The organism is Serratia silvae (assembly GCF_023282985.1).
In the GTDB taxonomy this organism is placed as follows: domain Bacteria; phylum Pseudomonadota; class Gammaproteobacteria; order Enterobacterales; family Enterobacteriaceae; genus Chania; species Chania silvae.
In genome coordinates this window covers 36,914-61,234 of the sequence record NZ_JAGQDC010000017.1, presented here as the reverse complement: position 1 = coordinate 61,234, position 24,321 = coordinate 36,914, and the positions used below count along the sequence as shown (strand labels likewise).

General features: G+C 53.2%; 24 protein-coding genes and 2 pseudogenes. 16 read left to right on the top strand and 10 right to left on the bottom strand.

Going from position 1 to position 24,321, the window contains the following annotated elements; translation table 11 throughout:
• Window positions 1–269: 269 nt before the first annotated feature.
• From sdaA to pabB, 3 genes are all read right to left on the bottom strand, one after another.
• Window positions 270–1,634, bottom strand: coding sequence for an L-serine ammonia-lyase (gene sdaA / locus KAJ71_RS18530; protein ID WP_248947045.1), 1,365 nt, complete (start codon window positions 1,632–1,634; stop codon window positions 270–272).
• Window positions 1,635–2,008: 374 nt separating this feature from the next.
• Window positions 2,009–2,587: a CoA pyrophosphatase gene (locus KAJ71_RS18525; RefSeq protein WP_248947044.1), complete on the bottom strand. Its 579-nt coding sequence runs from the start codon at window positions 2,585–2,587 to the stop codon at window positions 2,009–2,011.
• Entirely contained in the window at window positions 2,584–3,957 is a 1,374-nt protein-coding gene (gene pabB / locus KAJ71_RS18520) for an aminodeoxychorismate synthase component 1 (protein ID WP_248947043.1), read from the bottom strand. The genes KAJ71_RS18525 and pabB overlap by 4 nt, the downstream gene beginning before the upstream one ends.
• Window positions 3,958–4,233: 276 nt before the next feature.
• Here pabB and KAJ71_RS18515 point away from each other — a divergent pair, with 276 nt between their 5' ends.
• Together KAJ71_RS18515 and KAJ71_RS18510 are read left to right on the top strand one after the other, a co-directional pair.
• A complete protein-coding gene (locus tag KAJ71_RS18515) occupies window positions 4,234–5,241 on the top strand; it encodes a glycosyltransferase (RefSeq protein WP_248947042.1) in 1,008 nt (335 codons plus the stop codon).
• Between the two features lie 63 nt (window positions 5,242–5,304).
• Window positions 5,305–5,550 (top strand): YoaH family protein, encoded by a 246-nt coding sequence (locus tag KAJ71_RS18510; RefSeq protein ID WP_248947041.1) that lies wholly within the window; start codon window positions 5,305–5,307, stop codon window positions 5,548–5,550.
• A gap of 41 nt (window positions 5,551–5,591) precedes the next feature.
• On the opposite strand, the gene purT is transcribed toward KAJ71_RS18510, so the two are convergent.
• Window positions 5,592–6,770, bottom strand: coding sequence for a formate-dependent phosphoribosylglycinamide formyltransferase (gene purT / locus KAJ71_RS18505; protein WP_248947040.1), 1,179 nt, complete (start codon window positions 6,768–6,770; stop codon window positions 5,592–5,594).
• A gap of 211 nt (window positions 6,771–6,981) precedes the next feature.
• Here purT and dbpA point away from each other — a divergent pair, with 211 nt between their 5' ends.
• From dbpA to KAJ71_RS18485, 4 genes are all read left to right on the top strand, one after another.
• Window positions 6,982–8,364, top strand: a complete 1,383-nt coding sequence (dbpA, locus tag KAJ71_RS18500) for an ATP-dependent RNA helicase DbpA (protein WP_248947039.1) — start codon at window positions 6,982–6,984, stop codon at window positions 8,362–8,364.
• An 85-nt stretch (window positions 8,365–8,449) separates the two neighbouring features.
• Entirely contained in the window at window positions 8,450–8,776 is a 327-nt protein-coding gene (locus KAJ71_RS18495; protein ID WP_248947038.1) for a YebG family protein, read from the top strand.
• A 39-nt stretch (window positions 8,777–8,815) separates the two neighbouring features.
• On the top strand, window positions 8,816–9,124 hold the full coding sequence (yqfB, locus tag KAJ71_RS18490; protein ID WP_024530217.1) for a N(4)-acetylcytidine aminohydrolase: 309 nt from the start codon (window positions 8,816–8,818) through the stop codon (window positions 9,122–9,124).
• 243 nt (window positions 9,125–9,367) lie between these two features.
• The gene (locus KAJ71_RS18485) at window positions 9,368–11,401 is read left to right on the top strand and encodes a S9 family peptidase (protein ID WP_248947037.1); all 2,034 of its coding nucleotides are present in this window, start codon (window positions 9,368–9,370) and stop codon (window positions 11,399–11,401) included.
• Between the two features lie 57 nt (window positions 11,402–11,458).
• Here KAJ71_RS18485 and exoX read toward each other — a convergent pair whose 3' ends face one another.
• Window positions 11,459–12,127: an exodeoxyribonuclease X gene (gene exoX / locus KAJ71_RS18480; RefSeq protein WP_248947036.1), complete on the bottom strand. Its 669-nt coding sequence runs from the start codon at window positions 12,125–12,127 to the stop codon at window positions 11,459–11,461.
• A 422-nt stretch (window positions 12,128–12,549) separates the two neighbouring features.
• Here exoX and KAJ71_RS18475 point away from each other — a divergent pair, with 422 nt between their 5' ends.
• Together KAJ71_RS18475 and pip are read left to right on the top strand one after the other, a co-directional pair.
• Window positions 12,550–12,987: a TraR/DksA C4-type zinc finger protein gene (locus KAJ71_RS18475; RefSeq protein ID WP_248947035.1), complete on the top strand. Its 438-nt coding sequence runs from the start codon at window positions 12,550–12,552 to the stop codon at window positions 12,985–12,987.
• A gap of 111 nt (window positions 12,988–13,098) precedes the next feature.
• Entirely contained in the window at window positions 13,099–14,070 is a 972-nt protein-coding gene (gene pip / locus KAJ71_RS18470) for a prolyl aminopeptidase (protein ID WP_248947034.1), read from the top strand.
• A 115-nt stretch (window positions 14,071–14,185) separates the two neighbouring features.
• Here pip and KAJ71_RS18465 read toward each other — a convergent pair whose 3' ends face one another.
• Window positions 14,186–14,416 carry a DNA polymerase III subunit theta gene (locus tag KAJ71_RS18465; RefSeq protein ID WP_248947033.1) on the bottom strand — a complete coding sequence of 77 codons (231 nt, stop codon included), beginning with the start codon at window positions 14,414–14,416 and terminating at the stop codon, window positions 14,186–14,188.
• 377 nt (window positions 14,417–14,793) lie between these two features.
• Here KAJ71_RS18465 and ftnA point away from each other — a divergent pair, with 377 nt between their 5' ends.
• From ftnA to KAJ71_RS18435, 6 genes are all read left to right on the top strand, one after another.
• Entirely contained in the window at window positions 14,794–15,312 is a 519-nt protein-coding gene (ftnA, locus tag KAJ71_RS18460; RefSeq protein WP_024485864.1) for a non-heme ferritin, read from the top strand.
• Window positions 15,313–15,633: 321 nt separating this feature from the next.
• Window positions 15,634–16,017 (top strand): CopC domain-containing protein YobA, encoded by a 384-nt coding sequence (gene yobA, locus KAJ71_RS18455; RefSeq protein ID WP_021181056.1) that lies wholly within the window; start codon window positions 15,634–15,636, stop codon window positions 16,015–16,017.
• Window positions 16,018–16,020: 3 nt separating this feature from the next.
• Window positions 16,021–16,902: a copper homeostasis membrane protein CopD gene (copD, locus tag KAJ71_RS18450; RefSeq protein ID WP_248947032.1), complete on the top strand. Its 882-nt coding sequence runs from the start codon at window positions 16,021–16,023 to the stop codon at window positions 16,900–16,902.
• 69 nt (window positions 16,903–16,971) lie between these two features.
• Window positions 16,972–17,313 (top strand): YebY family protein, encoded by a 342-nt coding sequence (locus tag KAJ71_RS18445; protein ID WP_248947031.1) that lies wholly within the window; start codon window positions 16,972–16,974, stop codon window positions 17,311–17,313.
• 428 nt (window positions 17,314–17,741) lie between these two features.
• Window positions 17,742–18,614 (top strand): excinuclease Cho, encoded by an 873-nt coding sequence (cho, locus tag KAJ71_RS18440; RefSeq protein WP_248947030.1) that lies wholly within the window; start codon window positions 17,742–17,744, stop codon window positions 18,612–18,614.
• Window positions 18,615–18,928: 314 nt separating this feature from the next.
• Window positions 18,929–19,426, top strand: a complete 498-nt coding sequence (locus KAJ71_RS18435; protein ID WP_248947029.1) for an anti-virulence regulator CigR family protein — start codon at window positions 18,929–18,931, stop codon at window positions 19,424–19,426.
• A gap of 298 nt (window positions 19,427–19,724) precedes the next feature.
• Here the strand turns inward: KAJ71_RS18435 and KAJ71_RS23730 are convergent.
• Window positions 19,725–19,877 (bottom strand): annotated as a pseudogene (locus tag KAJ71_RS23730) (IS91 family transposase); the annotation flags it as partial.
• Here KAJ71_RS23730 and umuC point away from each other — a divergent pair.
• Together umuC and KAJ71_RS18425 are read left to right on the top strand one after the other, a co-directional pair.
• A pseudogene (gene umuC, locus KAJ71_RS18430) lies at window positions 19,873–20,889 on the top strand (translesion error-prone DNA polymerase V subunit UmuC); the annotation flags it as partial. The pseudogenes KAJ71_RS23730 and umuC overlap by 5 nt on opposite strands.
• Before the next feature lie 158 nt (window positions 20,890–21,047).
• The gene (locus KAJ71_RS18425) at window positions 21,048–21,797 is read left to right on the top strand and encodes a VanW family protein (RefSeq protein ID WP_248947028.1); all 750 of its coding nucleotides are present in this window, start codon (window positions 21,048–21,050) and stop codon (window positions 21,795–21,797) included.
• Window positions 21,798–22,250: 453 nt separating this feature from the next.
• On the opposite strand, the gene KAJ71_RS18420 is transcribed toward KAJ71_RS18425, so the two are convergent.
• From KAJ71_RS18420 to KAJ71_RS18410, 3 genes are all read right to left on the bottom strand, one after another.
• Window positions 22,251–23,234 (bottom strand): hypothetical protein, encoded by a 984-nt coding sequence (locus KAJ71_RS18420; RefSeq protein ID WP_248947027.1) that lies wholly within the window; start codon window positions 23,232–23,234, stop codon window positions 22,251–22,253.
• Between the two features lie 64 nt (window positions 23,235–23,298).
• On the bottom strand, window positions 23,299–23,619 hold the full coding sequence (locus KAJ71_RS18415) for a branched-chain amino acid transport AzlD family protein (protein ID WP_024528813.1): 321 nt from the start codon (window positions 23,617–23,619) through the stop codon (window positions 23,299–23,301).
• On the bottom strand, window positions 23,619–24,287 hold the full coding sequence (locus KAJ71_RS18410) for an AzlC family ABC transporter permease (protein WP_248947026.1): 669 nt from the start codon (window positions 24,285–24,287) through the stop codon (window positions 23,619–23,621). Before KAJ71_RS18410 ends, KAJ71_RS18415 begins: the two co-directional genes overlap by 1 nt.
• Between the last annotated feature and the right edge of the window lie 34 nt (window positions 24,288–24,321).

Genomic DNA, 24,321 nt, shown 5'->3' with positions numbered 1-24,321 from the left:
TAGCCTGTTCGCATGTAAAATTGATGGTAACTCAACAAATTATTTCGGTTGGCGCGATCAGAGGGAAACTTTGGGGTTTAACCGGCGGATGGGTGAGGCGGTAAGATTAGCAATATTGCTGAGTTTTTCGGGGGTGAAGATGTTTGCCCCTGGCTAATCTATTTATTATCTAAGCGGGCGCAGCATGTAACGCTTTTACGTGTAGCGTAGCCAGTTCAGGTTTTGTCGGCCGTTTCCCCCCGCCGGTGACGACGAGGGGGCAGACTTAATCAGTCACACTGAACCTTGATCGCCAAACCGCCACGGGAAGTCTCACGATACTTGGCGTTCATGTCTTTACCGGTTTCGTACATGGTTTCGATCACCTTATCCAGGGATACGCGCGGCTCGCTGGTGCGGCGCAGTGCCATACGCGCTGAGTTGATCGCTTTCACCGAGGCAATGGCATTGCGCTCAATGCAAGGAACCTGCACCTGGCCTGCAACGGGATCGCAGGTCAAGCCCAGGTTATGTTCCATGCCAATTTCGGCGGCGATGCAAACCTGTTCAGGGCTACCGCCAAGCAGCTCGGCCAGGCCTGCAGCGGCCATCGAACAGGCCACACCGACTTCGCCCTGGCAACCTACTTCGGCACCTGAGATCGAGGCGTTCATTTTATACAGCGTGCCAATGGCACCGGACGCCATAAAGTAGCGAACATAGGTTTCCGGGCTGACAGACTCGATGAAATGATCGTAGTAAGCCAGCACCGCAGGGACGATCCCGCAGGCTCCGTTGGTCGGGGCGGTCACTACTCGGCCACCAGCGGCGTTCTCTTCATTCACCGCCAGTGCAAACATGTTGACCCAATCGATCACGTTCATCGGGTCGCTGGACAGTTTGTCTGAGGAAACCAGCAAGCGGCGCAAGGCGGAGGCGCGGCGCGGAACCCGCAGTGGGCCAGGCAACACGCCTTCGGTGTTCAGACCGCGATCGATACAGGCGCGCATGGTTTGCCAAACGTTGCCGAAGTAGGCTTCGATCTCCTGCTTGTTGTGCAACGCCAGTTCGTTTTGCATGACCATCCCGGAAAGGGAAAGACCGGTGGTGTGGCAGTGGGCCAACATCTCGCTTGCGGAGTTGAATGGATAGGGAACCGAGACTTCGTTACTTTCGGCTTTGCCGAAATGTTCCTCATCAACGATAAATCCGCCACCTATGGAGTAATAGGTCTTGCTGTAAACCTGCTTGTCACCCGCGAAGGCATGGATCTGCATGGCATTTTCGTGCAGCGGCATATTGTCGCTACGGAATACCATGCCGCCGTCGCGGGGGAAATCGACCTCGTGCAGGCCGCTGGCCAGCATCAGGCGTTGGCGTTGCTCAACATCGCGAATAAAGCCTGGAATGCCATCGATATCGACGGTATCAGGCATATTGCCCGCCAGGCCGAGAATGATGGCGATATCGGTATGGTGACCTTTACCGGTCAATGAGAGTGAGCCGTAAACATCGACGGCAACACGCGTGACGGAAGGCATCAAGCCTTCGTTTACCAGATCGTCGACAAACTGTTTGCCGGCTTTCATCGGTCCAACCGTATGAGAGCTGGACGGGCCGATGCCGATCTTAAACATGTCGAAAACGCTAATCACGCTAAAACTCCTTAAAGAGGCATATTGTTATGGCTGCTACGGTTAGAAACCGCGCAGAGAACTGCGATAGTGTAAAAGGGCCGTACGGGTTTTGCGGCCCTTTTCGCATGAAATAAAATAATCCGTGGTTTCACTGTTAACGTCTTAATAAACGCGACCGGGGTAATCCTTATAATATTAGTGGTTTATTCCGGTTATGGCTATTTTACAGGTATTTCGTAAGGTTGAAGAGAGAGTTTACAGTTTTTTTAAAACATCGATAGCAGCAACGGTAGTTGATAAAACAGGCTGCTGGAGTGATAGCGATCGCTTTATACTCAAAACGACAGGTAATCCCGGCTTTAATGTGACGGAAATCACAAAACACGCCAGATTCAAATGCTCACTTGCTGTGCCAGACGACGAATAATGGCGGCCGTTAGCCCCCAGACGAACTGGCTCTGATACCAGGATAGATAGACTCGATGTGTGTGACCATCACGATGAATATCCAGCGGATAATAGCGCGATAGCCGCAACGCTTCATGCAGTGGGATTTCGAACACCTCGGCGACCTCATCTTCGTTGGCATGAAACGCCACGTCTGCCGGGATCAGGCCCACCACCGGTGTCACCTGAAAACCGGTGCTGCTGTCGAGCGGCGCCAATTGGCCGAGGATATGCACCCGCTGTGGCGGGATTGCCACTTCTTCCTGCGCTTCACGCAGTGCGGTAATAATGGGGGAACCGTCTTCAGCATCGGTTTTACCGCCGGGGAAGGCCACTTGACCGGCATGTTTACGCAACGAGTCGGCGCGGCGGGTGAGCAGCAAGGTCGGTTCTGGCCGACAAACGATCGGGATAAGCACGGCGGCCGGGCGCGCGTTTCGGGAGATCTGCATCGCCTGCGGCAGTTTCAGCTGAAAGCGGCTGATAAAATCGGCCAATGAGGCCGGATAATCCTGATGGTTCACGAAACGGTAAACTCCCCCAGCTGTGGCAAGATGCGGCCTACCTTATCAAAGGTTTCCTGATACTCTGCCTGTTCCTGACTATCTGCAACAATGCCACCTCCGGCAGAGCAACTGATGCGCCCGTTTTCGGCAATCAGGGTGCGGATGGTGATATTGGTGTCCATCGTACCGCACACGCTGAGATAGCCAATGCTGCCACAATAGGCGTTACGGCGTTGTGGTTCCAGCTCCTCGATGATTTCCATTGCCCGCACTTTGGGAGCACCGGTAATCGATCCGCCGGGAAAACAGGCGCGTAACAGCTCGGTGGCAGAGCGGTTGGAAGGCAGGGTGGCGATAATGGTACTGACCAGATGATGCACCGCCGGGAACGGCTCAACCACGAACAGTTCCGGCACCTTGACGCTGCCAGGCTCCGCCACACGGCCGATGTCATTACGCAGCAGATCGACAATCATCAGATTTTCGGCCCGATCCTTCGGTGAGTTGGCCAACTTTTTCGCCTGTTCGGCATCGAGCGTGGCATCGGCAAGGCGGGGTAGTGTGCCTTTGATGGGCCTGGTCTGGATCTGCCGATCGGCCAACCACAGGAAACGCTCTGGTGAAACGCTCAACACTGCGTTGGCTGGCAGGCGCAGGAAAGCGGAGAACGGTGCACGGTTGCTGGCGCTTAACTGCTTGAATGCCTGCCATTCGTCCCCTTGATAAGGGGCGGAAAAACGCTGAGCCAAATTGATCTGATAGCAATCGCCACTGCGCAGATAACCCTGGATCTGCCGGAATTTCTCGCCATATTGTTGGCGCGTCATGTTGGCCTGCCAGTTGCCGGACAGGGCAAAGGCGGGCTGTGGCACTGCCCGCTGTTGGTCAAGCCATTGCCAGCGCTGTTCTACATCTCCATAGCTCAGCAGGGTCAGTTTTTGCTGATGATGATCGGCGATCAGTGCCCAGTCATAAATGCCCACCGCCATATCCGGCAGTTTGGTATCGGCCTGTGCCAACTGCGGCAACGCTTCGATACGTCGCCCCAAATCATAGCCAAATAGACCCAGCGCTCCTCCTTGAAAGGGCAGATCGCCGTTCAGTGGCGGATGCAGGTCGAGGGCATCAAGCTGTTGCTGCAACAGCAGGAAGGGATCCTCTGGTGAGTTACTGCGAGTCTCACCTTGCTGGATCTCGGTACTGGCACCACGAGTCGTCAGCGTGGTGCGCGGTTCTGCCACCAGAATGTCAAACCGGTTATGCGGGTGCTCGGCAAAGCCTGAATGCAGCAGCATGGCCCAGGGAAGGTGTGCCAATGGAGCGAACAGCGTAAACATGGCTTCGCGCGTATAGGGTAACGATTTAAGGTTTGGGGCGGTGACACTCATGGGGTTCAATCAACCTGACTCACGTAAACAGCGGTGTTGGCAGCCATTCTGCCACATTACGCCGTAAGGTGCTGCTTACAGATTAGCCGGATGAAAAGTAAACCAAGGGTAAACTGAGCATTTTTTGCAACTTCTAACATAATATAAAATGTTAAAAATGCCATTATATATCCGCCGAAATAAACTACCATGGTGAATATATCAATAAGTAAAATAATAAATGCATCTTGTTGTACCCGAAAATTATTCTAATTTACCCTACAGGTGAGGGCAGCAATGTCATTAAAATTAAGCGTTATTGTCCCTTTGCATAACGTTGGGGAGCTATTTGTCCCTTTCTTGAATTCATTGCTGGCGCAACATGAGCAACAGTTGGAGGTGATCATCGTTAACGATGGTTCCACCGATGGTTCAGGAGAGATCGCGCACCGCTACGCCGCACAGCATCCGCATATCAAGGTCATCGATCAACCCAATTCAGGGGTTTCCAATGCCCGCAATGCCGGGCTGGCTGTGGCTCGTGGCAAATATGTCGCTTTCCCCGATGCCGATGATTTATTGGATCCGAAAATGTACTCAACGCTGCTTGCATTAGCCGAAGAACATCAATTAGACGTGATGCAATGTAACGGTGAGCGCTATTTTGTAAGCAATGGTGATTTGAAACCCATTATTCCGGCTATGCGTCTGAAAGATACGACGGTTATTTCTGGCGCGCAGTGGTTGGAAAAGGCGTTGAAATCAAGACGCTTTATTCATGTGGTGTGGTTAGCCGTGTATCGCCTGGATTTTATCAAGCAGCACCAGCTCTATTTCGAACCTGGTTTACACCACCAGGATATCCCATGGACCACCGAGGTGATGTTCAATGCTCAGCGAGTTAAATACCTGAGCAAACCGCTATATCGTCAGCGGGTACACGACCGCTCGATCAGCAACCGTCGGCGTACCGGGCAGGCGAACGTCGAGTATCAGCGCCACTATATGAAGATCGTCGAGATGCTGGTGGCACTGAATCAGCGTTACAGCAGCAAGATCTCGATTTGTGCGGCCTTCCACTGGCAAATCGCGCGTGAGGCGCTAGGGATTTGCCATAGTATTCGCCGTGAGCCCGAACTGCAGGCGCAACAACAGATCGCTGAAGATTTCTACCGGCGCGGCATTCAGCGGATGATGATCGACAATATGCGGGGGATCAAGCAGACATGGCATGTGATGTTGTGGCTGCATCGCTTAAAACAGTGGCGCAGTGAGAATGCATCCCCCTTGCGGGCCAGTGAATAACAGGTATAGGGATCCACGTCGTTAGCGCGTATAATTCACGCCTATTTTACCGGGGAGAAATACATGCTTGCAGGTATGCCGTCACTGAGTCACCAAGAACAGCAGGAAGCTGCTGAACGTATCCATCTGCTGATGGGGCAGGGCATGAGCAGCGGAGAAGCCATTGCGACTGTGGCACAGGAAATCCGCGAAAAACATCAGGGCGATCAGGTTAGCGTGATGTTCGACGATGAAGAAGAACAAGAACAGCAGCAGGAAGAACCGACCGAGTATCTGGACGAAGATAGCGAACACGACGAAAACTACTGATGTTAGTGGGGGTCGGTATGTATGCCGAACCCCCAACCGGTTTATCCTTGCACCGTCACCGCAGCAGCGGCCTGTTTGGCCAGTTCTACCGCTTGCTCTACTTCTGACGCAACGGCCAGTGCAACGCCCATTCGGCGTTTGCCCTCGATGTTCGGTTTACCGAATAACCGCACCTGATTATAACCACTTAGTGCCGTCTCCAACCCGCTGAAACGCACGTTGTCGCTGCTTAGCTCTGGCAGGATCACCGCAGAGGCGGCGGGCCCGAACTGGCGTATCGCGTTAATCGGCAGCCCAAGGAAAGCGCGCACGTGCAGCGCAAACTCTGACAGATCCTGCGAAATCAGCGTGACCATGCCGGTGTCATGCGGGCGTGGAGAAACCTCGCTGAAAATCACCTCATCACCGCAGACGAACAGCTCAACGCCGAACAGGCCAAATCCCCCCAGTGCGTTAACCACCTTTGCGGCGATCGCCTGAGCACGGCTTAATGCCAGCTCTGACATCCGCTGCGGCTGCCAGGACTCGCGGTAATCCCCATCTTCCTGACGGTGGCCGATAGGCTCACAGAAATGTACGCCATCGACGGCGTTGATGGTCAGCAGAGTGATCTCGAAATCAAATTTGACCAGCCCTTCAACAATGACCCGGCCTCCGCCTGCGCGGCCACCAAGCTGTGCGTAATCCCAGGCTGCACCAAGTTGCTGCTCTTCACGGATCAGACTTTGCCCTTTGCCGGATGAGCTCATCACCGGCTTGACGATGCACGGGTAACCAATTTCGGCCACCGCTCGGCGGAAGCTTTGCTCGTTATCGGCAAAGCGGTAGCTGGAGGTTGGCAGCTCCAACGCCTCAGCGGCCAGACGGCGAATACCTTCGCGGTTCATGGTCAGACGTGTAGCTTCGGCACAGGGGACGACATGATGGCCCTGTTGCTCCAACTCAACCAGCATGCTGGTGGCGATAGCTTCTATTTCCGGCACGATAAAATCAGGACGTTCCTGTTCGATCAACGCTTTTAGCGCCGCACCATCCAGCATGTTGATGACGTGACTGCGGTGCGCCACATGCATGGCCGGGGCATCGGCGTAACGGTCGACGGCAATCACTTCCAAACCTAAACGCTGGCATTCGATGGCCACTTCTTTGCCCAGCTCGCCTGAGCCGAGCAGCATAACGCGGGTGGCGGCAGGGCGCAGGGCGGTTCCAATAGTTAACATAGTCTGATACCTGGATCTGAATGAATTCGCGGGTCTGACACTGAGCGCGCAGTATATACGAAAACGATTGCGTACGACCAGCGGTGCCTATTAACCGCTTTTTTTAACGCCGAAATCCGGAAACCCCACCAACTCTGTTATCATCTGCGCCTGATCCGGTGCCAGCCAAGCGCAGCGCCGCCTTTCCACTTGCTATATAAGAGTTATTGCCGTGAGCACAGTTTCTTTTTCTTCCCTGCCGCTGCCAGCTGAACAGTTGGCCAACCTCAACGAACTGGGGTATGCCGAAATGACGCCGGTACAGGCCGCAGCGCTGCCTGCCATCCTGAACGGGCAGGACGTACGTGCCAAAGCGAAAACCGGTAGCGGTAAAACGGCGGCATTTGGCATCGGCCTGCTGGATAAAATCAACGTTGCCAAAGTGGCAACCCAGGCGCTTATTCTGTGCCCGACGCGTGAGCTGGCCGATCAGGTGAGCAAAGAGCTGCGTCGCCTGGCCCGTTTCACCCAGAACATCAAGATACTCACTTTGTGCGGTGGTCAGCCCGTGGGGCCACAACTCGACTCCCTGGTGCATGCGCCGCACATTGTGGTGGGCACGCCGGGCCGTGTGCAGGAGCACCTGCGCAAAAAAACGTTGGTGCTGGACGAGATGACCGTGCTGGTGCTGGATGAGGCCGACCGCATGTTGGACATGGGCTTTGCCGATGATATCGATGATGTGATCAGCTATACGCCGCAGCAGCGCCAGACCCTGCTATTTTCTGCCACCTATCCGGCGGGCATTGAGCGCATTAGCGCCCGTGTGCAACGCCAGCCACTGAATGTGGAAGTTGAAGATGGCGATGAGCAAGCCACTATCGAACAGCGCTTCTATGAAACCACTCGCGATCAACGCCCTGCGGTACTGGTGAGCGCCATCCGTCATTATCAACCTGCGTCCTGCGTGGTGTTCTGTAATACCAAGCGTGATTGTCAGAGCGTGTATGAAGCATTAGAGGCTCGCGATATCAGTTGCATGGCGCTGCATGGTGATCTTGAACAACGCGATCGGGATCAAGTGCTGGTTCGCTTTGCCAACCGTAGTTGCCGTGTTCTGGTGGCGACCGACGTGGCCGCGCGTGGTCTGGATATCAAAGAATTGGAGTTGGTGGTCAACTACGAACTGTCGTTTGACCCTGAGGTTCACGTCCACCGTATTGGCCGTACTGGTCGTGCCGGTCTGAGCGGGTTGGCGATCAGCCTGTGTACGCCACAGGAAATGGTGCGTGTTCATGCTCTCGAAGAGTATCTGTCCATGCGCGCAAAATGGTCACCCGTGTCTGAGTTGAGCGGGGCGCCTAACACGCCACTGGAAGCGGAAATGGTCACCCTGTGCATCGATGGTGGCCGCAAGGCGAAAATCCGCCCTGGCGATATTCTTGGGGCGTTGACCGGTGACGCCGGGCTAACGGCGGCAGAAGTCGGCAAGATCGACATGTTCCCGGTGCATGCCTATGTGGCTATCCGTAAAGCCAGCGCCCGTAAGGCACTGCAACAGCTTCAGCAAGGTAAGATCAAAGGCAAGAGCTGCAAAGTGCGGCTGTTGAAATAATAAACGGCAGGGCGCTTGCAGCCCTGCCTGAAATCACTCTATACTGTATAAAAACACAGTATTATAACCTTTGAGGAAGATGCTCATGGCTGTTGAAGTGAAATATGTAGTAGTGAGAAACGGTGAGGAAAAAATGACTTTCGCAAATAAGAAAGAAGCCGATGCCTACGACAAAATGTTGGATCTGGCCGATAGCCTCGGGGAATGGTTGCAGCAAGCGCCAGTCACGCTGGAAGAAGAACAGCGTGAAGGGTTGAGCTTCTTCCTGGCGGAACACAAAGATGTGCTGGCGCAGATCCTGCGTGGTAGTGCCCCGCAAGAAGTCGCCAAAAAGCCAGCCAAAACCAAAGGTGAGAAACCTGTCGCTGCCCCGGAAGAAGGCGCTGCGTCAGAAGAGCAGCAGGCCGCTTAAGCAGTGGTACAGCAACATGACCATAACCAAGGATCCAGCATGTCCCGTGAGATAACCTTCTTCAGCCGTTTTGAGCAAGATATTCTGGCCGGGCGCAAAACCATCACCATTCGGGATGCCAGCGAAGCTCACTTCCAGCCGAATGAGGTGCTGCGCGTCAGCCGCAACGAAGACGGCGTATTTTTCTGTTATATCGAGGTAAAGTCGGTAACGCCGGTGCGCCTGGATGAGCTGACGCATGAACATGCGCAGCAGGAGAATATGACCCTCAGCGAACTCAAGCAGGTGATCCAGGATATCTACCCTGGGCTGGATGAACTGTTTGTCATCGCGTTTACCAAACGTTAGTCCCTGTACGCTACTTAATCCTCTGCATCGCCCCAGCCACTTTTGTGGGAACTGGCGCGATGTTGTGGATTTGAACGAATGTCAAACTGTGGCGCGCTCCGTCCCCTTCCTTTGGAAGAGGACTAGGGGAAATCCGCCATCTTATCTGCTCTGACACCCCATTGAAAAATAGCTACGCGGCTTGTTAAGCTGGTGAAATTCGTGTCACTCTTGCCTTAATCAAAGTAAGCGGATGATTTATCAATGATGACACCTCCCAAGGCAGAAAAACGTCCTTACCCAATCACCATCCATGGCGACACGCGTGTGGATGACTACTACTGGCTGCGCGATGACGAACGTACCGATCCCCAGGTATTGGACTATTTGCGGGCTGAAAATGCCTACACCGACGCTCAGCTAAAACCGCAACAGGCGCTGCGTGAAACCCTGTACCAAGAGATGGTCGCGCGCATCCCACAGCAGGAACATTCCGTGCCTTACGTTAGGCGTGGTTTCCGCTATCAGACTCGCTATGAACCGGGTAATGAATATGCGCTGTATGTGCGCCAACCCGCAGCGGCTACCGAGCTTTGGGACACCTTGCTCGATGGCAACCAGCGTGCGGAAGGGCACGAATTCTATACGCTGGGCGGGTTGGACGTCAGCCCGGACAACCAGCGCCTGGCCGTCGCCGAGGACTTCCTGTCGCGCCGCCAATACGATATCCGTTTCAAGGATCTACACGACGATAGCTGGGCCGATGAGGTGTTGGAAAACACCTCTGGCAACTTCGAGTGGGCGAATGACTCCGCCACCGTCTACTACGTGCGTAAACATGCCAAGACATTGCTGCCATATCAGATCTATCGCCACGTGGTGGGCAGCGATCCGCAGCAGGACGTGCTGATCTACGAGGAACAGGATGACACTTTCTATGTCAGCCTGGAAAAAACCACCTCTGAGCGCTTTATCCTGATCCATCTCAGCAGTACCACCACCTCGGAGATCCTGTTGCTGGATGCGGACAGTGCAGACAGTAAGCCTCAGATGTTTGCGCCGCGCCGTAAAGATCACGAATATGCCATCGACCACTACCGTGAACATTTCTACATTCGCTCTAACAGAAACGGTAAGAACTTTGGCCTGTACCAGAGCGAGCAGGCTGACGAAAATCAATGGCAGGAACTGATTGCTCCGCGCACTGATGTCATGCTCGAAGGGTTCAGCCTGTTCCGTGACTGGCTGGTGGTGGAGGAGCGCATCGCCGGGCTGACCCAGCTGCGTCAAATCCACTGGCAGAGCGGTGAAGATAAGAGCATCGCTTTTGGCGACCCGACCTATGTCACCTGGCTGGCCTATAATCCGGACTCGGAAACCGAACTGCTGCGTTACGGCTATTCTTCCATGACCACACCAACTACGCTGTATGAGCTGAACTTGGACACCGGCGAGAGGGAGTTGCTCAAGCAGCAGGAAGTGAAAAACTTCACGGCGGAAGATTATCGTAGCGAGCGCGTGTGGGTGAAAGCCTGTGACGGTGTCGAGGTGCCGGTATCTTTGGTTTACCGTGCCGACCGCTTTGCGCATGGGGCGAATCCGCTGATGGTGTATGCTTACGGCTCCTATGGCAGCAGCATGGATCCGGCATTCAGTGCCAGCCGCCTCAGCCTGCTGGATCGCGGTTTTGTCTTCGCGCTGGCGCATATTCGCGGTGGTGCCGAGCTAGGGCAACTCTGGTATGAAGACGGCAAGCTATTCAACAAACAAAATACCTTTAACGATTTTATTGACGTCACCAAGTCACTGGTAGAGCAGGGCTATGGTGATGCTGACCGAGTGTTCGCCATGGGCGGCAGTGCCGGTGGTTTGCTGATGGGCGCGGTCGTCAACCAGGCTCCTGAGCTGTTCAACGGCGTAGTGGCTCAGGTGCCGTTTGTGGACGTGGTAACTACCATGCTGGATGAGTCCATCCCGCTAACCACTGGTGAATATGACGAGTGGGGCAACCCAAACGACAAGGCGTATTACGATTACATCTTGCAGTACAGCCCATACGACCAGGTGAAAGCGCAGGATTATCCGCATATGCTGGTCACCACCGGGCTGCACGATTCGCAGGTGCAATATTGGGAGCCGGCCAAGTGGGTAGCGAAACTGCGTGAGTTGAAAACTGACGATCGCCAACTGCTGCTGTATACCGATATGGATGCCGGCCACGGCGGCAAGTCTGGGCGCTTTAAGGCTTACGAAGATATCGCGCTGGAATATGCGTTTATTCTGGCGCTGGCGGAGTAAGGGGCGTCCGTCTGGACTTAGTCATCAATCTTTGCGGGCAGGCGACTGCCCGCTTGATTAACCCAGCAGATAGTATTTCAGCGTGTGTTTCATATCCGGGCTGAGATCGTCTATGGATTTCAGCATCCAACGTAGATAGCCAGGATCGTCCAGCGCCACCTGCTCAATGGATTGCCCCCGGTATTTGCCGAACTTGAATTTTTTCAACAATACTGGCTGTTCGGTGATTTCCAGCATCTGTTCGGGCGTCCAACCGGAGTCCTGCACAATGCGTTGCAGCAGTGCGGCGGTGACGTAGCAGTCGTACAGTGCGCGGTGTGGATAAAGTGTGGTGTCCTGCGGCAGTTGCACATCCAGATTCAGCGCATAGCGCAGGTATTGATTACCATATTTAATGTCTGGATACAGCGTACGTGCCAGCTTGACGGTACAAATCCAGGCACCGTTCATTTCCGGCAGCATGGCCCGATCAAAGGCGGCGTTATGCGCGACATAATATTGGCTGCCCTGGTAGCGACCAATGGCGACGGCGATACGCGGTTTACCCTCAACCATCTGCTCGGTGATGTGGTGAATGGCCATGGCATCGAGGCCGATAGGCCGGTCTGGGCTGATCAGGTCGCTCATCGGATTGGTGATATGCCCGTCGATCACGTCAACGGAAGCGATCTCCACTACGCCCCCGTCTAGCCCACAGGTTTCGGTATCGATTACACGTAACATCATGATGTCCCCAGCTAAAGTCTATTCCCTAGCTTAACGAGATGGGGCTGCGATGCCAACCTGCCTTTTCGCGGGCAACAAAAAACCCGCCTCGGCGGGTTTAACTACGGTCAGAACCTGATTTACTCACCAGATGAAGACGCCTGTCCTTTCTTGGCGCGCTTATCCGCCTTTTTTTCGGCTGGGGTTTTCAACGGCTTCTTCTTCGCATTTTTCTTGCTGTCCATTCCCTTACTCATGATGGCCTCTTGGTTAACCTATGGTTGGGTGGCTTGCCAAACCATTAACCCCCTAGCGACCCCCATATGCAAGCAGCAAAGGGTATGGAAACGTCAACGCTTTGTTTATCCAATGATTATTTATAATTAACTTTTCACAGGGTAAAAATGTAATAATGTAACAAACCTATGTACACGGAGTGTGCCATGACAGTCATGACATTATTGAGCGAGCAACAACTGCTGGCAATGCCAGAATCTGATTACATGAATACGGAGCAGCGGGTGTTTTTCCGCCAACGCCTATTGGACGAGCAACAAAAACTCTGGCAGCACATCGACGTGTTGAAACGTGATATCGACAGCGGTGACATTAGCGGTGACGAAGCGGATAAAGCCGCGCGCGAAGAAGATCTGCGCCTGCTGTTCCGTCAATTGGATCGGGAAACCCGCCTGCTGCCCAAGATGGCCGCCGCCCTGGTGCGTCTGGAAAACGGCGATTTCGGCTATTGCCTTGAAACGGGTGAGCCTATCGGCCTGCCACGCCTGTTATTACGCCCCACGGCGGAGCTGAGTATTGAAGCCAAAACCGCACAAGAAATGCGCGAACCTCATATGCGCAAAAGCAAGTCGACTTCATTTTGAGCAAACGCACACTAACATGTTGGTATAGGTAGGGGTTTTAGCGTTTTACCGTTGACCTGATGAGCGGCTTCGGCTTTGATGAGGGCATCACTCACAGAGAGACGTCGCGCCATGGAACAATTACGAGGTTTGTACCCGCCATTAGCTGCCTATGATAGCGGTTGGCTGGATACTGGAGATGGGCACCGGATCTACTGGGAGCTGAGCGGCAATCCAAACGGTAAGCCCGCTGTATTTATCCACGGTGGACCTGGCGGTGGTAGCGCACCTTACCATCGCCAGTTGTTCGACCCGCAGCGCTATAAGGTATTGCTGTTCGATCAACGCGGCTGTGGCCGTTCCAAACCTCATGCCAGCCTGGACAATAACACCACCTGGCACCTGGTTGACGATCTTGAAAGACTGCGTGTCATGGCCGGAGTGGATCAGTGGCTGGTCTTTGGTGGCTCCTGGGGTTCCACGCTGGCGCTGGCCTATGCACAGACGCATCCGCAACGTGTCAGTGAGATGGTGCTGCGGGGGATCTTCACGCTGCGCAAGCAGGAACTGAGTTGGTATTATCAAGACGGCGCTTCCCGCTTCTTCCCAGATAAATGGGAGCGGGTGCTGTCTATCCTTTCAGAGGAAGAACGCAAGGACGTGATTGCTGCCTACCGTCAACGCCTGACGTCACCGGATCTGCAAGTGCAGCTTGAGGCTGCCAAACTGTGGAGCGTGTGGGAAGGGGAAACGGTAACGCTGTTGCCAAGCGGTGCTTCCGCCTCCTTTGGCGAAGACGATTTCGCGCTGGCCTTTGCCCGCATTGAGAACCACTACTTCAGCCATCAGGGCTTTCTCGACAGCGATGACCAACTGCTGAGCAACATTCCGTTGATCCGCCATATTCCGGCGGTGATCGTCCATGGCCGTTACGATATGGCCTGCCAGGTACAAAACGCTTGGGATCTGGCCAAAGCCTGGCCAGAGGCTGAACTGCATATTGTCGAAGGGGCAGGGCACTCAACGGATGAACCGGGTATTTTGCACCAGCTGATGCTGGCTACCGACCGTTTTGCTGGCCCCTCACTCAACCCTCTTCCATAGGGAGGCATGGTTCAAGCTTCAGGACATCGTCGAAGGGTACAAACTGGCGAAGTCTCTTGATCAGGAGATCTGATCAAGAGACAGCCCTGTGGGAGAGGGTTAGGGCGCGGGGCCATTACTTCATTTTAGGTTCGTAAGGCAGGCGAGAGAATTTGTGTGATTCGACGCGATAGTGCATCACACGCTCGCGGAAGTAGTCCTGCAGATGCTTTGGCTGCTCACGTTCCACCATCTCAGGGATCACCGGCATATTGTAGCGTTCCTTGAATGCCACTCCAGACGCGGCCAGATCAATGTTCACCTTGTCCATCTCGTCTTTGGAAAGTTCTGCCAGATTGTAGCCCATGATATTTTCCTTCTATTGTGTAACGGCAACTCAGCGCAGAAGGTAATCTACCGTGTAGCGCTTGGCAAGCACCTATCCCTATCATGTTCAGATTCTGGGCGTAGAGTCATTACAAAAAACAGGGTGATATAATGTTTAATCGTAATGTCATTGGTTTATTTTGTTAAATAAGAATGATTCGTCTTACTGTAAATATAAAGATGAAAATGCTTATCATAATAATTTATTGTTAAACTTAGTTGTTTTTTAATTTGTTGATTTTAATGGTTAATTATCATTTAAATAAATGAATGTAAATCAAGTGTTTTTATTTTGTGTTAATCAAGGCATAATGCGGTCAATTAAGTTTATGACCTGAAAAAATAATAGGGATCCTCATGCTAACGCAAGCAATGACCACGAAACTGAATGAGCAACTGAATCTGGAATTCTATTCCGCCAATTTGTATTTGCAAATGAGCGCTTGGTGCAGTGATAAAGGCTTCGAAGGGGCTGCCGCATTCCTTAAAGAACATTCACGCGAAGAGATGCAGCACATGCAGCGTCTGTTCGACTACCTCAGTGATACCGGGGCTTTGCCACTGATCGGCAGCATTTCTGCACCGCCGGTAGAGTTTGAATCACTGGCGGACGTTTTCCAGCAGACTTACGAGCATGAGCAACTGATCACTCGTCAAATCAATGAACTGGCGCACGTGGCAATGACCACACAAGACTACTCAACCTTCAACTTCCTGCAATGGTACGTTGCCGAGCAGCACGAAGAAGAGAAGCTGTTCAAATCCGTGCTGGACAAGTTGGCGCTGGTAGGCAGCAGCGGCAAGGCACTGTTCTTCATTGATAAAGATCTGAAGAGAATGGGTGCTGAGGCAGTAAGCGGTAACGGCCAGGCCTGATAACCCGCTTTTGTCATCAATCTGAAAACCGCGTACTTTCACCGTACGCGGTTTTTTTTGCCCTGTGTTTATCGTGCGGCTATAGCGATACGTGCTGCCAGATCGCAAAATATCAGTGATGTGCTCGACTTGCCGATTCACCGTCGTTATGATTTAACGCGATACGCTACCGGGAGGTAGAGAGTTATAACAGTGAGTTACCCACTCCTTCTGCTGTTTACCCGTGGCGCAATCACAGTGGTGGGTTGAGGCTGCGGAAACATCGCTCCGCGTAACCGGTCTTGGCCCTTATCACCTACATAATTGATAAAGGACTTCTCCGTGATCGCTAAAATTCGTTCATCTTATCGCCTGCTTTCCACCATTTTTGTACTGTTTGTCGGCTTGTCTTCTCAGCAGGCGTTGGCGCATGCCCACCTGAAAGTACAGACTCCGGCGGCAGACGCCACCGTCAGCTCTGCGCCAAAAGTGCTGACGCTGAATTTCTCCGAAGGCATTGAGCCTAACTTCAGCGGTGTCAAAGTGACCGGCCCAGATAACGCCGTGGTTAAAACCGGCAAGCTGGATCTGGATCCAAGCAACAACACCCAGGTTAACGTACCGATTGAAAGTGAACTGGCGGCAGGGAAATACCAGGTTAGCTGGCACGTGGTTTCCGTTGACGGTCATAAAACCAAAGGCCAGTACAGCTTTACCGTTAACTAAGCCATGACTCTGGCGACCCTGTTTGTGCTGTGTCGCTTTGTGCACTTTACGGCGGTGATGCTGATGTTTGGTGTCAGCCTGTTCACCGCCGTCCTGTCGCCACTGCGCCTCTCCCCGATAATCACCCGCGATTTGCGCCCGTTACTGCTCGCCTCGACCTGGATCTCCGCATTAACCGCCTTGCTGATGCTGGCCATTCAGGCCGGATTGATGGGTGATGGTTGGGCGGATACTTGGCAATTGAGCATTTGGTGGGCGGTGTTGGGTACCACCTTTGGTGAGGCCTGGCGCTGGCATCTGGGGTTTTCCCTGCTGGCCTTGTTAGCCTTGCTGTTGCCTGCGGCAAAGCGGGGACAAGCGTTGGCGCTGTGCTCGGCACTGCTACTGATCAACATGGCGTTTATCGGCCATGCGGCGATGCATGCGGGCCTATTGGGAATTGCACACCGAGTTAACCACGCCTTGCACCTGTTAGCGGCAGGCTACTGGTTCGGCAGCCTATTACCGTTGTTGCTTTGCCTGCGTTACTTGCCACAGCCGCAGTGGCGTAGCGATGCGATCGCCACCTTGATCCGTTTCTCCCGCTGGGGCCATGTTGCCGTGGTGCTGGTGATCGTCACGGGCATAATCAACAGCCTGATTATCCTTGGCCGCTGGCCAGTCGATCTCGGATCCGCTTATCAGCGTTTGCTGTTAGTAAAAGTCGGACTGGTGGCACTGATGGTGATGGTGGCATTGGCCAACCGTTACGTTATCGTCCCCGCGATGCGCACCACCCCCACTCTGGCACAACGCGGGTTGGTGATCGCCTGCTGGCTTGAGGTGGCGTTGGGCGCAGCGGTGCTGCTGTTGGTGAGTTTATTTGCAACCTATGCTCCGGTATGACATTGCGCCTTGCCGGATGCCCCCAAACTGCGAGAAAATCGATTTAAATCGCAACTTAAGGCCAAAAACATGAAATCTGTAATTCTTGGTATTGCGCTGTTGGTAACGGCGACGGGCGCGCTGGCGGCAGATAAGCTGGTTAACGTCACTAAGCTGGAGTACGGCAAACAGTGGGCGTTCACCAAAGAGGAAGTCACGCTGCAATGTCGCAAAGGGGCCGCCTTGTTCGTGCTCAATAACAGCACCCTGATGCAGTATCCGCTCAATGAAGCGGCGGAAGAACAGGTGAAAGCGGGGCAGCAGCGTGCTCAATCGCTGGATGTGATCCTGCTGGATGACGCCAACCACCCCGGTCAGAAAATGAGCGTGCAGCCTTTCCGCGAAAGAGCAGAAAAATTGTGTGCTGACTAATCAGCTAACTCCTCGTTACTTATGCAAAAGTTTACGGGTGGTGACGAGATGCACGTAATTAATTTCTGTTTGTAACTATCACTTGTGTGCGCTGGGCTGGCAAAACTGAGACCTTGGACTATTCTTAGAAAGCATGGTTGAACAAACCTTGCATAAATGCCAACTTTTAGCGCACGGCTCTCTCCCAAGAGCCATTTCCCTAGACCGAATATAGGAATCGTATTCGGTCTTTTTTTATTTAACTGATAACTAATGCTTATTTAATACTCTGCGCGAAACTATTCCCCCTTCACTCCAATCCTTTCCCCGAACAGATCGTATGTGTCATGAACGCCTCCACAAGGTGAGAGGAATAGTTTGACCATAAACGCCTTCAAACCCCCACTCAACCCGCTATGCTGTATAAAAAATCAGTGTGGAGTTTGTCATTGACCAGACGTTTTGCCACACCAAGGCTTGAGTTTGAAGCGGAAGCTATCTACCAATACCCGGAGCACCTACGCCAATGGCTGGAAGGTTTACCCGCGTTAGCTGGGGTGTACCAGTTCCATGGCGAGTGTGAAACCATGTCGCTCTACATCGGTAAAAGCGTCAACATTCGCAGCCGGGTGCTTGCGCATTTGCGTACCCCAGATGAGGCGGCCATGCTGCGCCAGGCCAGGCGTATCACCTTTATCAGAACGGCGGGTGAAATAGGGGTGTTGTTACTGGAAGCGCAACTGATTAAACAGCAACAACCGCTATTCAATAAACGTCTACGTCGCAACAGGCAGCTCTGTGCATTGCAACTCAGCGGTGACAAACCCACGGTGGTGTATGCCAAAGAGGTCGATTTTGCTCGGCACGCTGGGCTGTTTGGCCTTTTCGCCAACCGGCGCGCGGCACTACAAGCGCTGCAGTCTATCGCCGATCAGTATCAGTTGTGTTATGGGTTGTTGGGGCTTGAGCCATTAAGCAAAGGCCGCTCTTGTTTTCGTTCTGCACTGAAGCGTTGTGCCGGAGCCTGCTGTGGTAAAGAAAGCCTGGCCGATCATCGGCAGCGCTTGGCCTCAGCGCTCGAGCAAAGCCGAATGGTGTGCTGGCCGTGGCGTGGCCCGATAGCCTTGCGAGAGCAGGGGGCTGATATGGCGCAATACCCTATTATTCACCACTGGTTATGGCTGGGTGCAGTAGATAGCCTGGATGAAGCGAGGGAGTTAATGATTGCTGCGCCGGGTTTTGATAGCGACGGCTATAAAATTTTATGCAAACCCGTGATCAGTGGAGAGTACAAGATTATCGATCTCGACGAAAAAACCTGAGTTAATGTCTTTGCGCCAGCCAGCAGACCTGCGCGGGTGTTTGCATCAATCAAAGGCGGACGCCAGAACCGATGCCAATCGTGGCTGTTGAACGGCCCGAACTACCGCCAGAGCCAGAAACACTGACCGAAGTACACCCGGCCAACAGGATGACGAAAAGGGTACCTGCAATAATTTTCATAAAGCCCACCTGGTTAGCCCTGCAACGCATGAATCAACTTAGCCCAAAACCAATTATAAGATGAATCCATATTGCCTGGTAGTTAGATGAGAGCTAGATTGATCTGGTATCCCATTATTTGAGGTTATTTAAAATGCTCAAGCATCGCTGGTCGGCCCTCACACTCGCGTTGATCGTGTTCACATCCTCAGCCTCCGTTATGGCTAATCCAGGGAATGGCAATGGCAACGGAGGTGGTAACGGTAACGGAGGTGGGCATGGTAATTCCGCTAACCATGGGGACAATCATGGGAATGGTAATTCAGGTAAAAGCTATGCAGACAAAGGCAAAAAAACCAAAGGCGATTATGACGATCTGATTACCGTGAATATCAATTATGACCGCGTGCGGCCCCTGGCGGTAAACTATGGATTAACCGGGTATCAATCTTTACCTCCTGGTATTGCCAAGAACCTGGCACGGGGCAAGCCATTGCCACCGGGGATCGCCAAGAAAATGGTGCCCGCTTCAATGCTGGGTCAACTGCCATCTTATCCTGGCTATGAGTGGCGCATCGTCGGGGATGATTTAGTCCTGGTGGCCTTAAGCACGGCTATTGTTGCCTCTGTTATCAATGGGGTATTTGATTAGCTCCTGGCCAGCCCTGGGTAGTTATTTCAACGATAGTTACCCAATAAATCAATTGGTTCCATGTCAGCGGCCCCTATCTTAGCCGATGATGGGTATTGGAAAGAGAGGCCAACTTTCTTTCCTTACCGATCATAGCCATATCATTCACGGTGAAAATCTCTCTTCCTCCCACCATTTGGCAGTATAGAGACATGCTCTCATGAACTTAGGCGAAGGAGTTCCCCATCTGGTGAGGGCTGTCACAGGATAATGCATAAAAAAACTGTATTTGCTGTATTTTTCATCTAAAAGCCATTTTTCAGGCACACTGATCCAAAGCAGGTGTCCGCAGCCATCGTTTTTTCACCATTCGATGCAGCCTGTCAGAGAGCATTTTGGTGGCGTGATCGCCCGCCTCGGCGCCAGCAAAACGCAGTCGGCCCTTGCACTGGATGCACTGGTACGGGTCGGTATTGGAAGCGTTGGTGCCCCGCGTTGAGATCTACTCCATCGATGAAAGTTTTCTCGATCTGTCTTCGCTGCCAAGCTGCCATAATCTGGAGCAGTTCGGGTTGCACATCAGAAATCAGGTGCGGCGCGAAACGGGGCTGACGGTGGGCATCGGGATTGCGCAAACCAAAACGCTGGCCAAGCTGGCAAATTTTGTCGCCAAAAAATGGGTGAGACAAACCGACGGCGAGGTCGACCTTTCCAACCTGGAGCGGCAGCGTAAGCTGATGAATAAGGTGTCGGTAGAAGAGGTCTGGGGCATTGGGCGGCGGATAGCAAAAAAGCTGAACGCGATGGGGATAGAAAGCGCGCTGCAACTGGCCGATGCCAGCACTACCATGATACGTAAACGCTTCAGCGTGGTCATTGAACGAACGGTGCGGGAACTGTGTGGCGAACCTTGTCTTGAGCTGGAAGAGTTCGCACCAATCAAGCAGCAGATTATCAGCAGTCGCAGCTTTGGCGAGCGCATCACCGAGTATGAACATATGCATCAGGCGATCTGTTTATATGCCACACGGGCGGCAGAAAAGTTGAGGGCGGAACGGCAGTATTGTCGGCACGTCAGCGCCTGGATCAAAACCAGCCCGTTCGCCACTCACGAGGCCTATTACGGTAATTCGGCCAGCGTCAAATTGAACACGCCAACGCAAGATACTCGCGATATTATTGCCGCCGCGATGCGCTGCTTGGATGCCATTTGGCAACCCGGTCATCGTTTCGATAAGGGCGGCGTGATGCTGCAGGATTTTTTCAGCCAGGGCGTTGCACAACTCGACATGTTCGATGAGTATCAGCCTCGGCATGGCAGTGAAGAGTTAATGAAGGTGATGGACTCTATCAATAACTCGGGCCGGGCCAAGCTGTGGTTTGCTGGCCAGGGAACGCAGCAGATGTGGTCAATGAAGCGTGAACTGCTGTCACCGGCTTATACCACCAGGCTGAGTGATTTACCCCGTGCTCGGGTATACTGAGCGGCGCTTTTCCCTGACCACTACGCCATAACGTGGCGGTTAATATTTTTTTATAATTTTATCAGTAAGTTACTGGCTAATGGATTAACACTATGCGCAGGCCTTTATCATCCTATCATCCACTGCTTTATTGGCTGCGAGTTCGGCAAAAGCGAGTTTTGCGTCATCTTGCGTGGCAATGGTCATCGCGCCGGTACGCCAGTGAGAAAACGCCGGAGCAGCGGCTGGATCACCGTTTTATCAAGCACACCTCGAAGCTGATCCGCAAGCTGGGCAATAGCGATATTGGCTTGCAGCACAATAAAGTGATTAATCTGCGGCTGGCGGTTGCGGCAACCAGTGGAATTATTATCAAGCCAGGTGAGTATTTCTCGTTTTGTAAGCTGGTGGGGAAACCGACTCGTGCGCGTGGTTTTGTTGAAGGGATGGAGCTGTCGTTTGGCGAAGCACGCAGCGGTATTGGCGGGGGTATTTGCCAGCTCAGCAATTTAATCCACTGGATGGCGATCCATTCACCGTTGGTGGTGGCCGAACGGGCAAATCACAGTTTTGATCCTTTCCCGGACGAAGGGCGGATATTGCCTTTTGGCTCAGGAGCCGCCATTTTCTACAACTATATCGATCTGGTGCTGCATAACCCGACTCAGGCTAGCTTTCAGCTCGTGTTCAACGTTGCGGAACACCAGTTGGAAGGTGAGCTGCTGTGTTCGGCCCCTCGCACGGTGAAATATCATATCTACCAAAAGTCCCACCGATTCATCCGTCGGCAACAGCGTGTCTACCGGCAGAATGAAATCTGGCGTGATATCTCCACCAAAGGACAGGACTCGGTGGTGTTACATTCTGAACGGCTATACCAGAACGATGTGGTGGTAAAATATGATGTTGAAGAACATAGGGTTGAGTGAGTATAGTCAATCACGCTGAGCCTCAGCGGCCTGCCATTGACAGCACAACGGTAACAGCAGGAACCCTTATATCATTAAGTGGGTAATATTTAATTAAGCAGAACAAGCACTGCGAATTAAATAAGGTGGCATTATTTTAAAGCGCCCACGGAGCGCGGGCCTCACCGTCAGCATTAACGGTAGCGAAACCCAAAATGGCTACGTGCCGTTGGGTAATTTGTTGCCAGCTTGTGCAGTACCGGCCATGCTACGCCGGGTAATGTGGCGAGCAAGGTCGATTACACGCTCTATTTATTTGAGCTGGCGAACTGAGCTATGAATAGCGCTAATTAACCCACCATTCGGTGGGTTTGAGACTGCTGACAAACGCCAACAGACTCAAAACGTAGGGGCGCAGTTCACATGCTGCGCCCATCTGGAAAATCAGTGGATAAGGCAATATTCGGCCTGAATTTATCGTGCAGCCAAACCATCGGCCTTCACCCAGCCCGTGGTTTTATCGCCGGTTTTGGGGTGAAGATAACTAACGAACAAAAAATCCTTATAAGCTTGCCCGTATTTGGCGGTCACGCTATCACCGTTGACGACAAATTTCCCGCCTTCATCCTGGCAGAGCTTATCGGGCGATTCGTAAAAATAGAGTTTTTTGCTCTTCACCAGATACTTAGTCGCAGGCGAGGCCGTTTTGCTTATTGCGGATTCGGCGCTGGCCTGGGCATCGTGGCAAATCTCGTCGAGCGGTGCCAGGCGATCAACGTTTATCCAGCCGGAGGCATTGCCATAACCAACTAACAGGTAACCATTTTTCTCGCCTTCGACAGGCTCAAGTGCGGCATAACCCGCCACCTGCACCTTATCATCCGGGATCACAAATTGAGATTCGTTGACGCACTGCTCGGTGGGGGCGGCGTGAAAATAAGCCCGGCCTTTACCACGCACCACATATTTAGGGGAGTCGGCAATAATGGCACCTAATTTCATCTGGTCCAAAATGGCCGCGCAGCGCTGCTCTTTCTGTAGACATTGCTGATATTGCTTGCCGTACTGCGGGTTAAAGGTGAGTGGTTGCGGATGCTGTTCGTCGGCGCTGTTATCCAGTAGCTGTCCGGTTTGCGGATCGTACATGACCCAACCGAGGTGTCCGGCCCCTGGCGAATCAGGTGAGGCTGGCTTTCGGAGATCGAACAGTTGAATAGCCTGTATGCCGTTAGCTCGCGGCTCAATATGGATTTCCAACTTGTCCGCAGGCACTTTTTCCGCCCGGATCAGCGCCTGATTGCTGCTGGCTAACAGTTTGACCAACGGGACTTGGCAGTCGAACAGCGAAGCAGGCCGATCAGGGGTAAAACCTGGGCCCACAGGTGTCACGGCCTGTAGAGCTGTCCAAGGCGCAAGCAGCACTATTCCAACTACGGCTAAAGTGGCGAGCTTCTCCATTTCTATCCCATCTCCGGTGAGGCAGTATATCTGTCGGCTGCCATCATACCCGGCCAACCGCGAGTTATGCCACACCGGCTACCCGTAACAGCGCCGTCACTGCCGCCGCAGCCAGCAACACCACGATTAACGGCGTTTTCCGCCAGGCTAACAATGCCCCGACCGCCACACCGCCTAAACGGGCATAACCGGCAAAATGTTGCCCTTCGAACAGCGTCGCGATCACTGCCACGGCTAGTAGCAACGTGGTGGCGGAGTCGGCAAGCAAGGCCTGAACCCGGTCGGAAAAACTCAGGCTGCGGCCCAGCAGGAAACCGGCAAAGCGAAATGCAAAGGTGCCGCTGGCCAGGATCAGGATGCCGATGATGAGTGTCTGGTTGTCCATTATTTTTCTCGCTTTCTGATCAGTAAACCCAACAGGGAAAACAGCACCGGCATGCCAATCGGTACCAAGGGCACGCTAGCCAGAGCAATCAGGGTGCCGGAGCAGGCAGAAATGCTGGTGCGCCGTGTTTTCAGCGAACCAACAATCAGGGCCAGCAAAATGGTGGGGAATACGGCGTCCAGACCGATGGCATTGATATCGGGAATAAAGCTGCCGATGGTGCCGCCAATAAGCACGCCCAACGGCCAGCAGGCGGCGATCCCCAGCCCGCAGAGCCAGTAGGCGGCCCGTTTTTTGGCCAGCGTCGGTTGGGAAATGCCGAACACTACGCTTTCGTCGTTCATGATATGGCAGCCCAGTAGCTTAGAGTGGCTGCGCTCGATCACCTCTTTGACCGCCATACCGAACGGCAGGTGACGCGCATTCACCAACAGTCCGGCTGCTGCCGCAGCAAAGGGGCTACCACCGCTGGCTACAATGCCAATAAATAGAAATTCAGAGGCACCCGCCAGCACCAGTAACGACAGCATCAGTGGGACCCAGAGCTCGAAACCCAGGCCGGTCGCCAGCGAGCCATAGGAGATCCCCACGATGCCATCCGCCAGGCAAACTAGCGCGATCCCTTTGATCACGCCCTTATCTAGCGAGGGGAAGCGATTCTTAGCCATACTATTTTTCTCACTGCCTTTCTCAAAACGAACG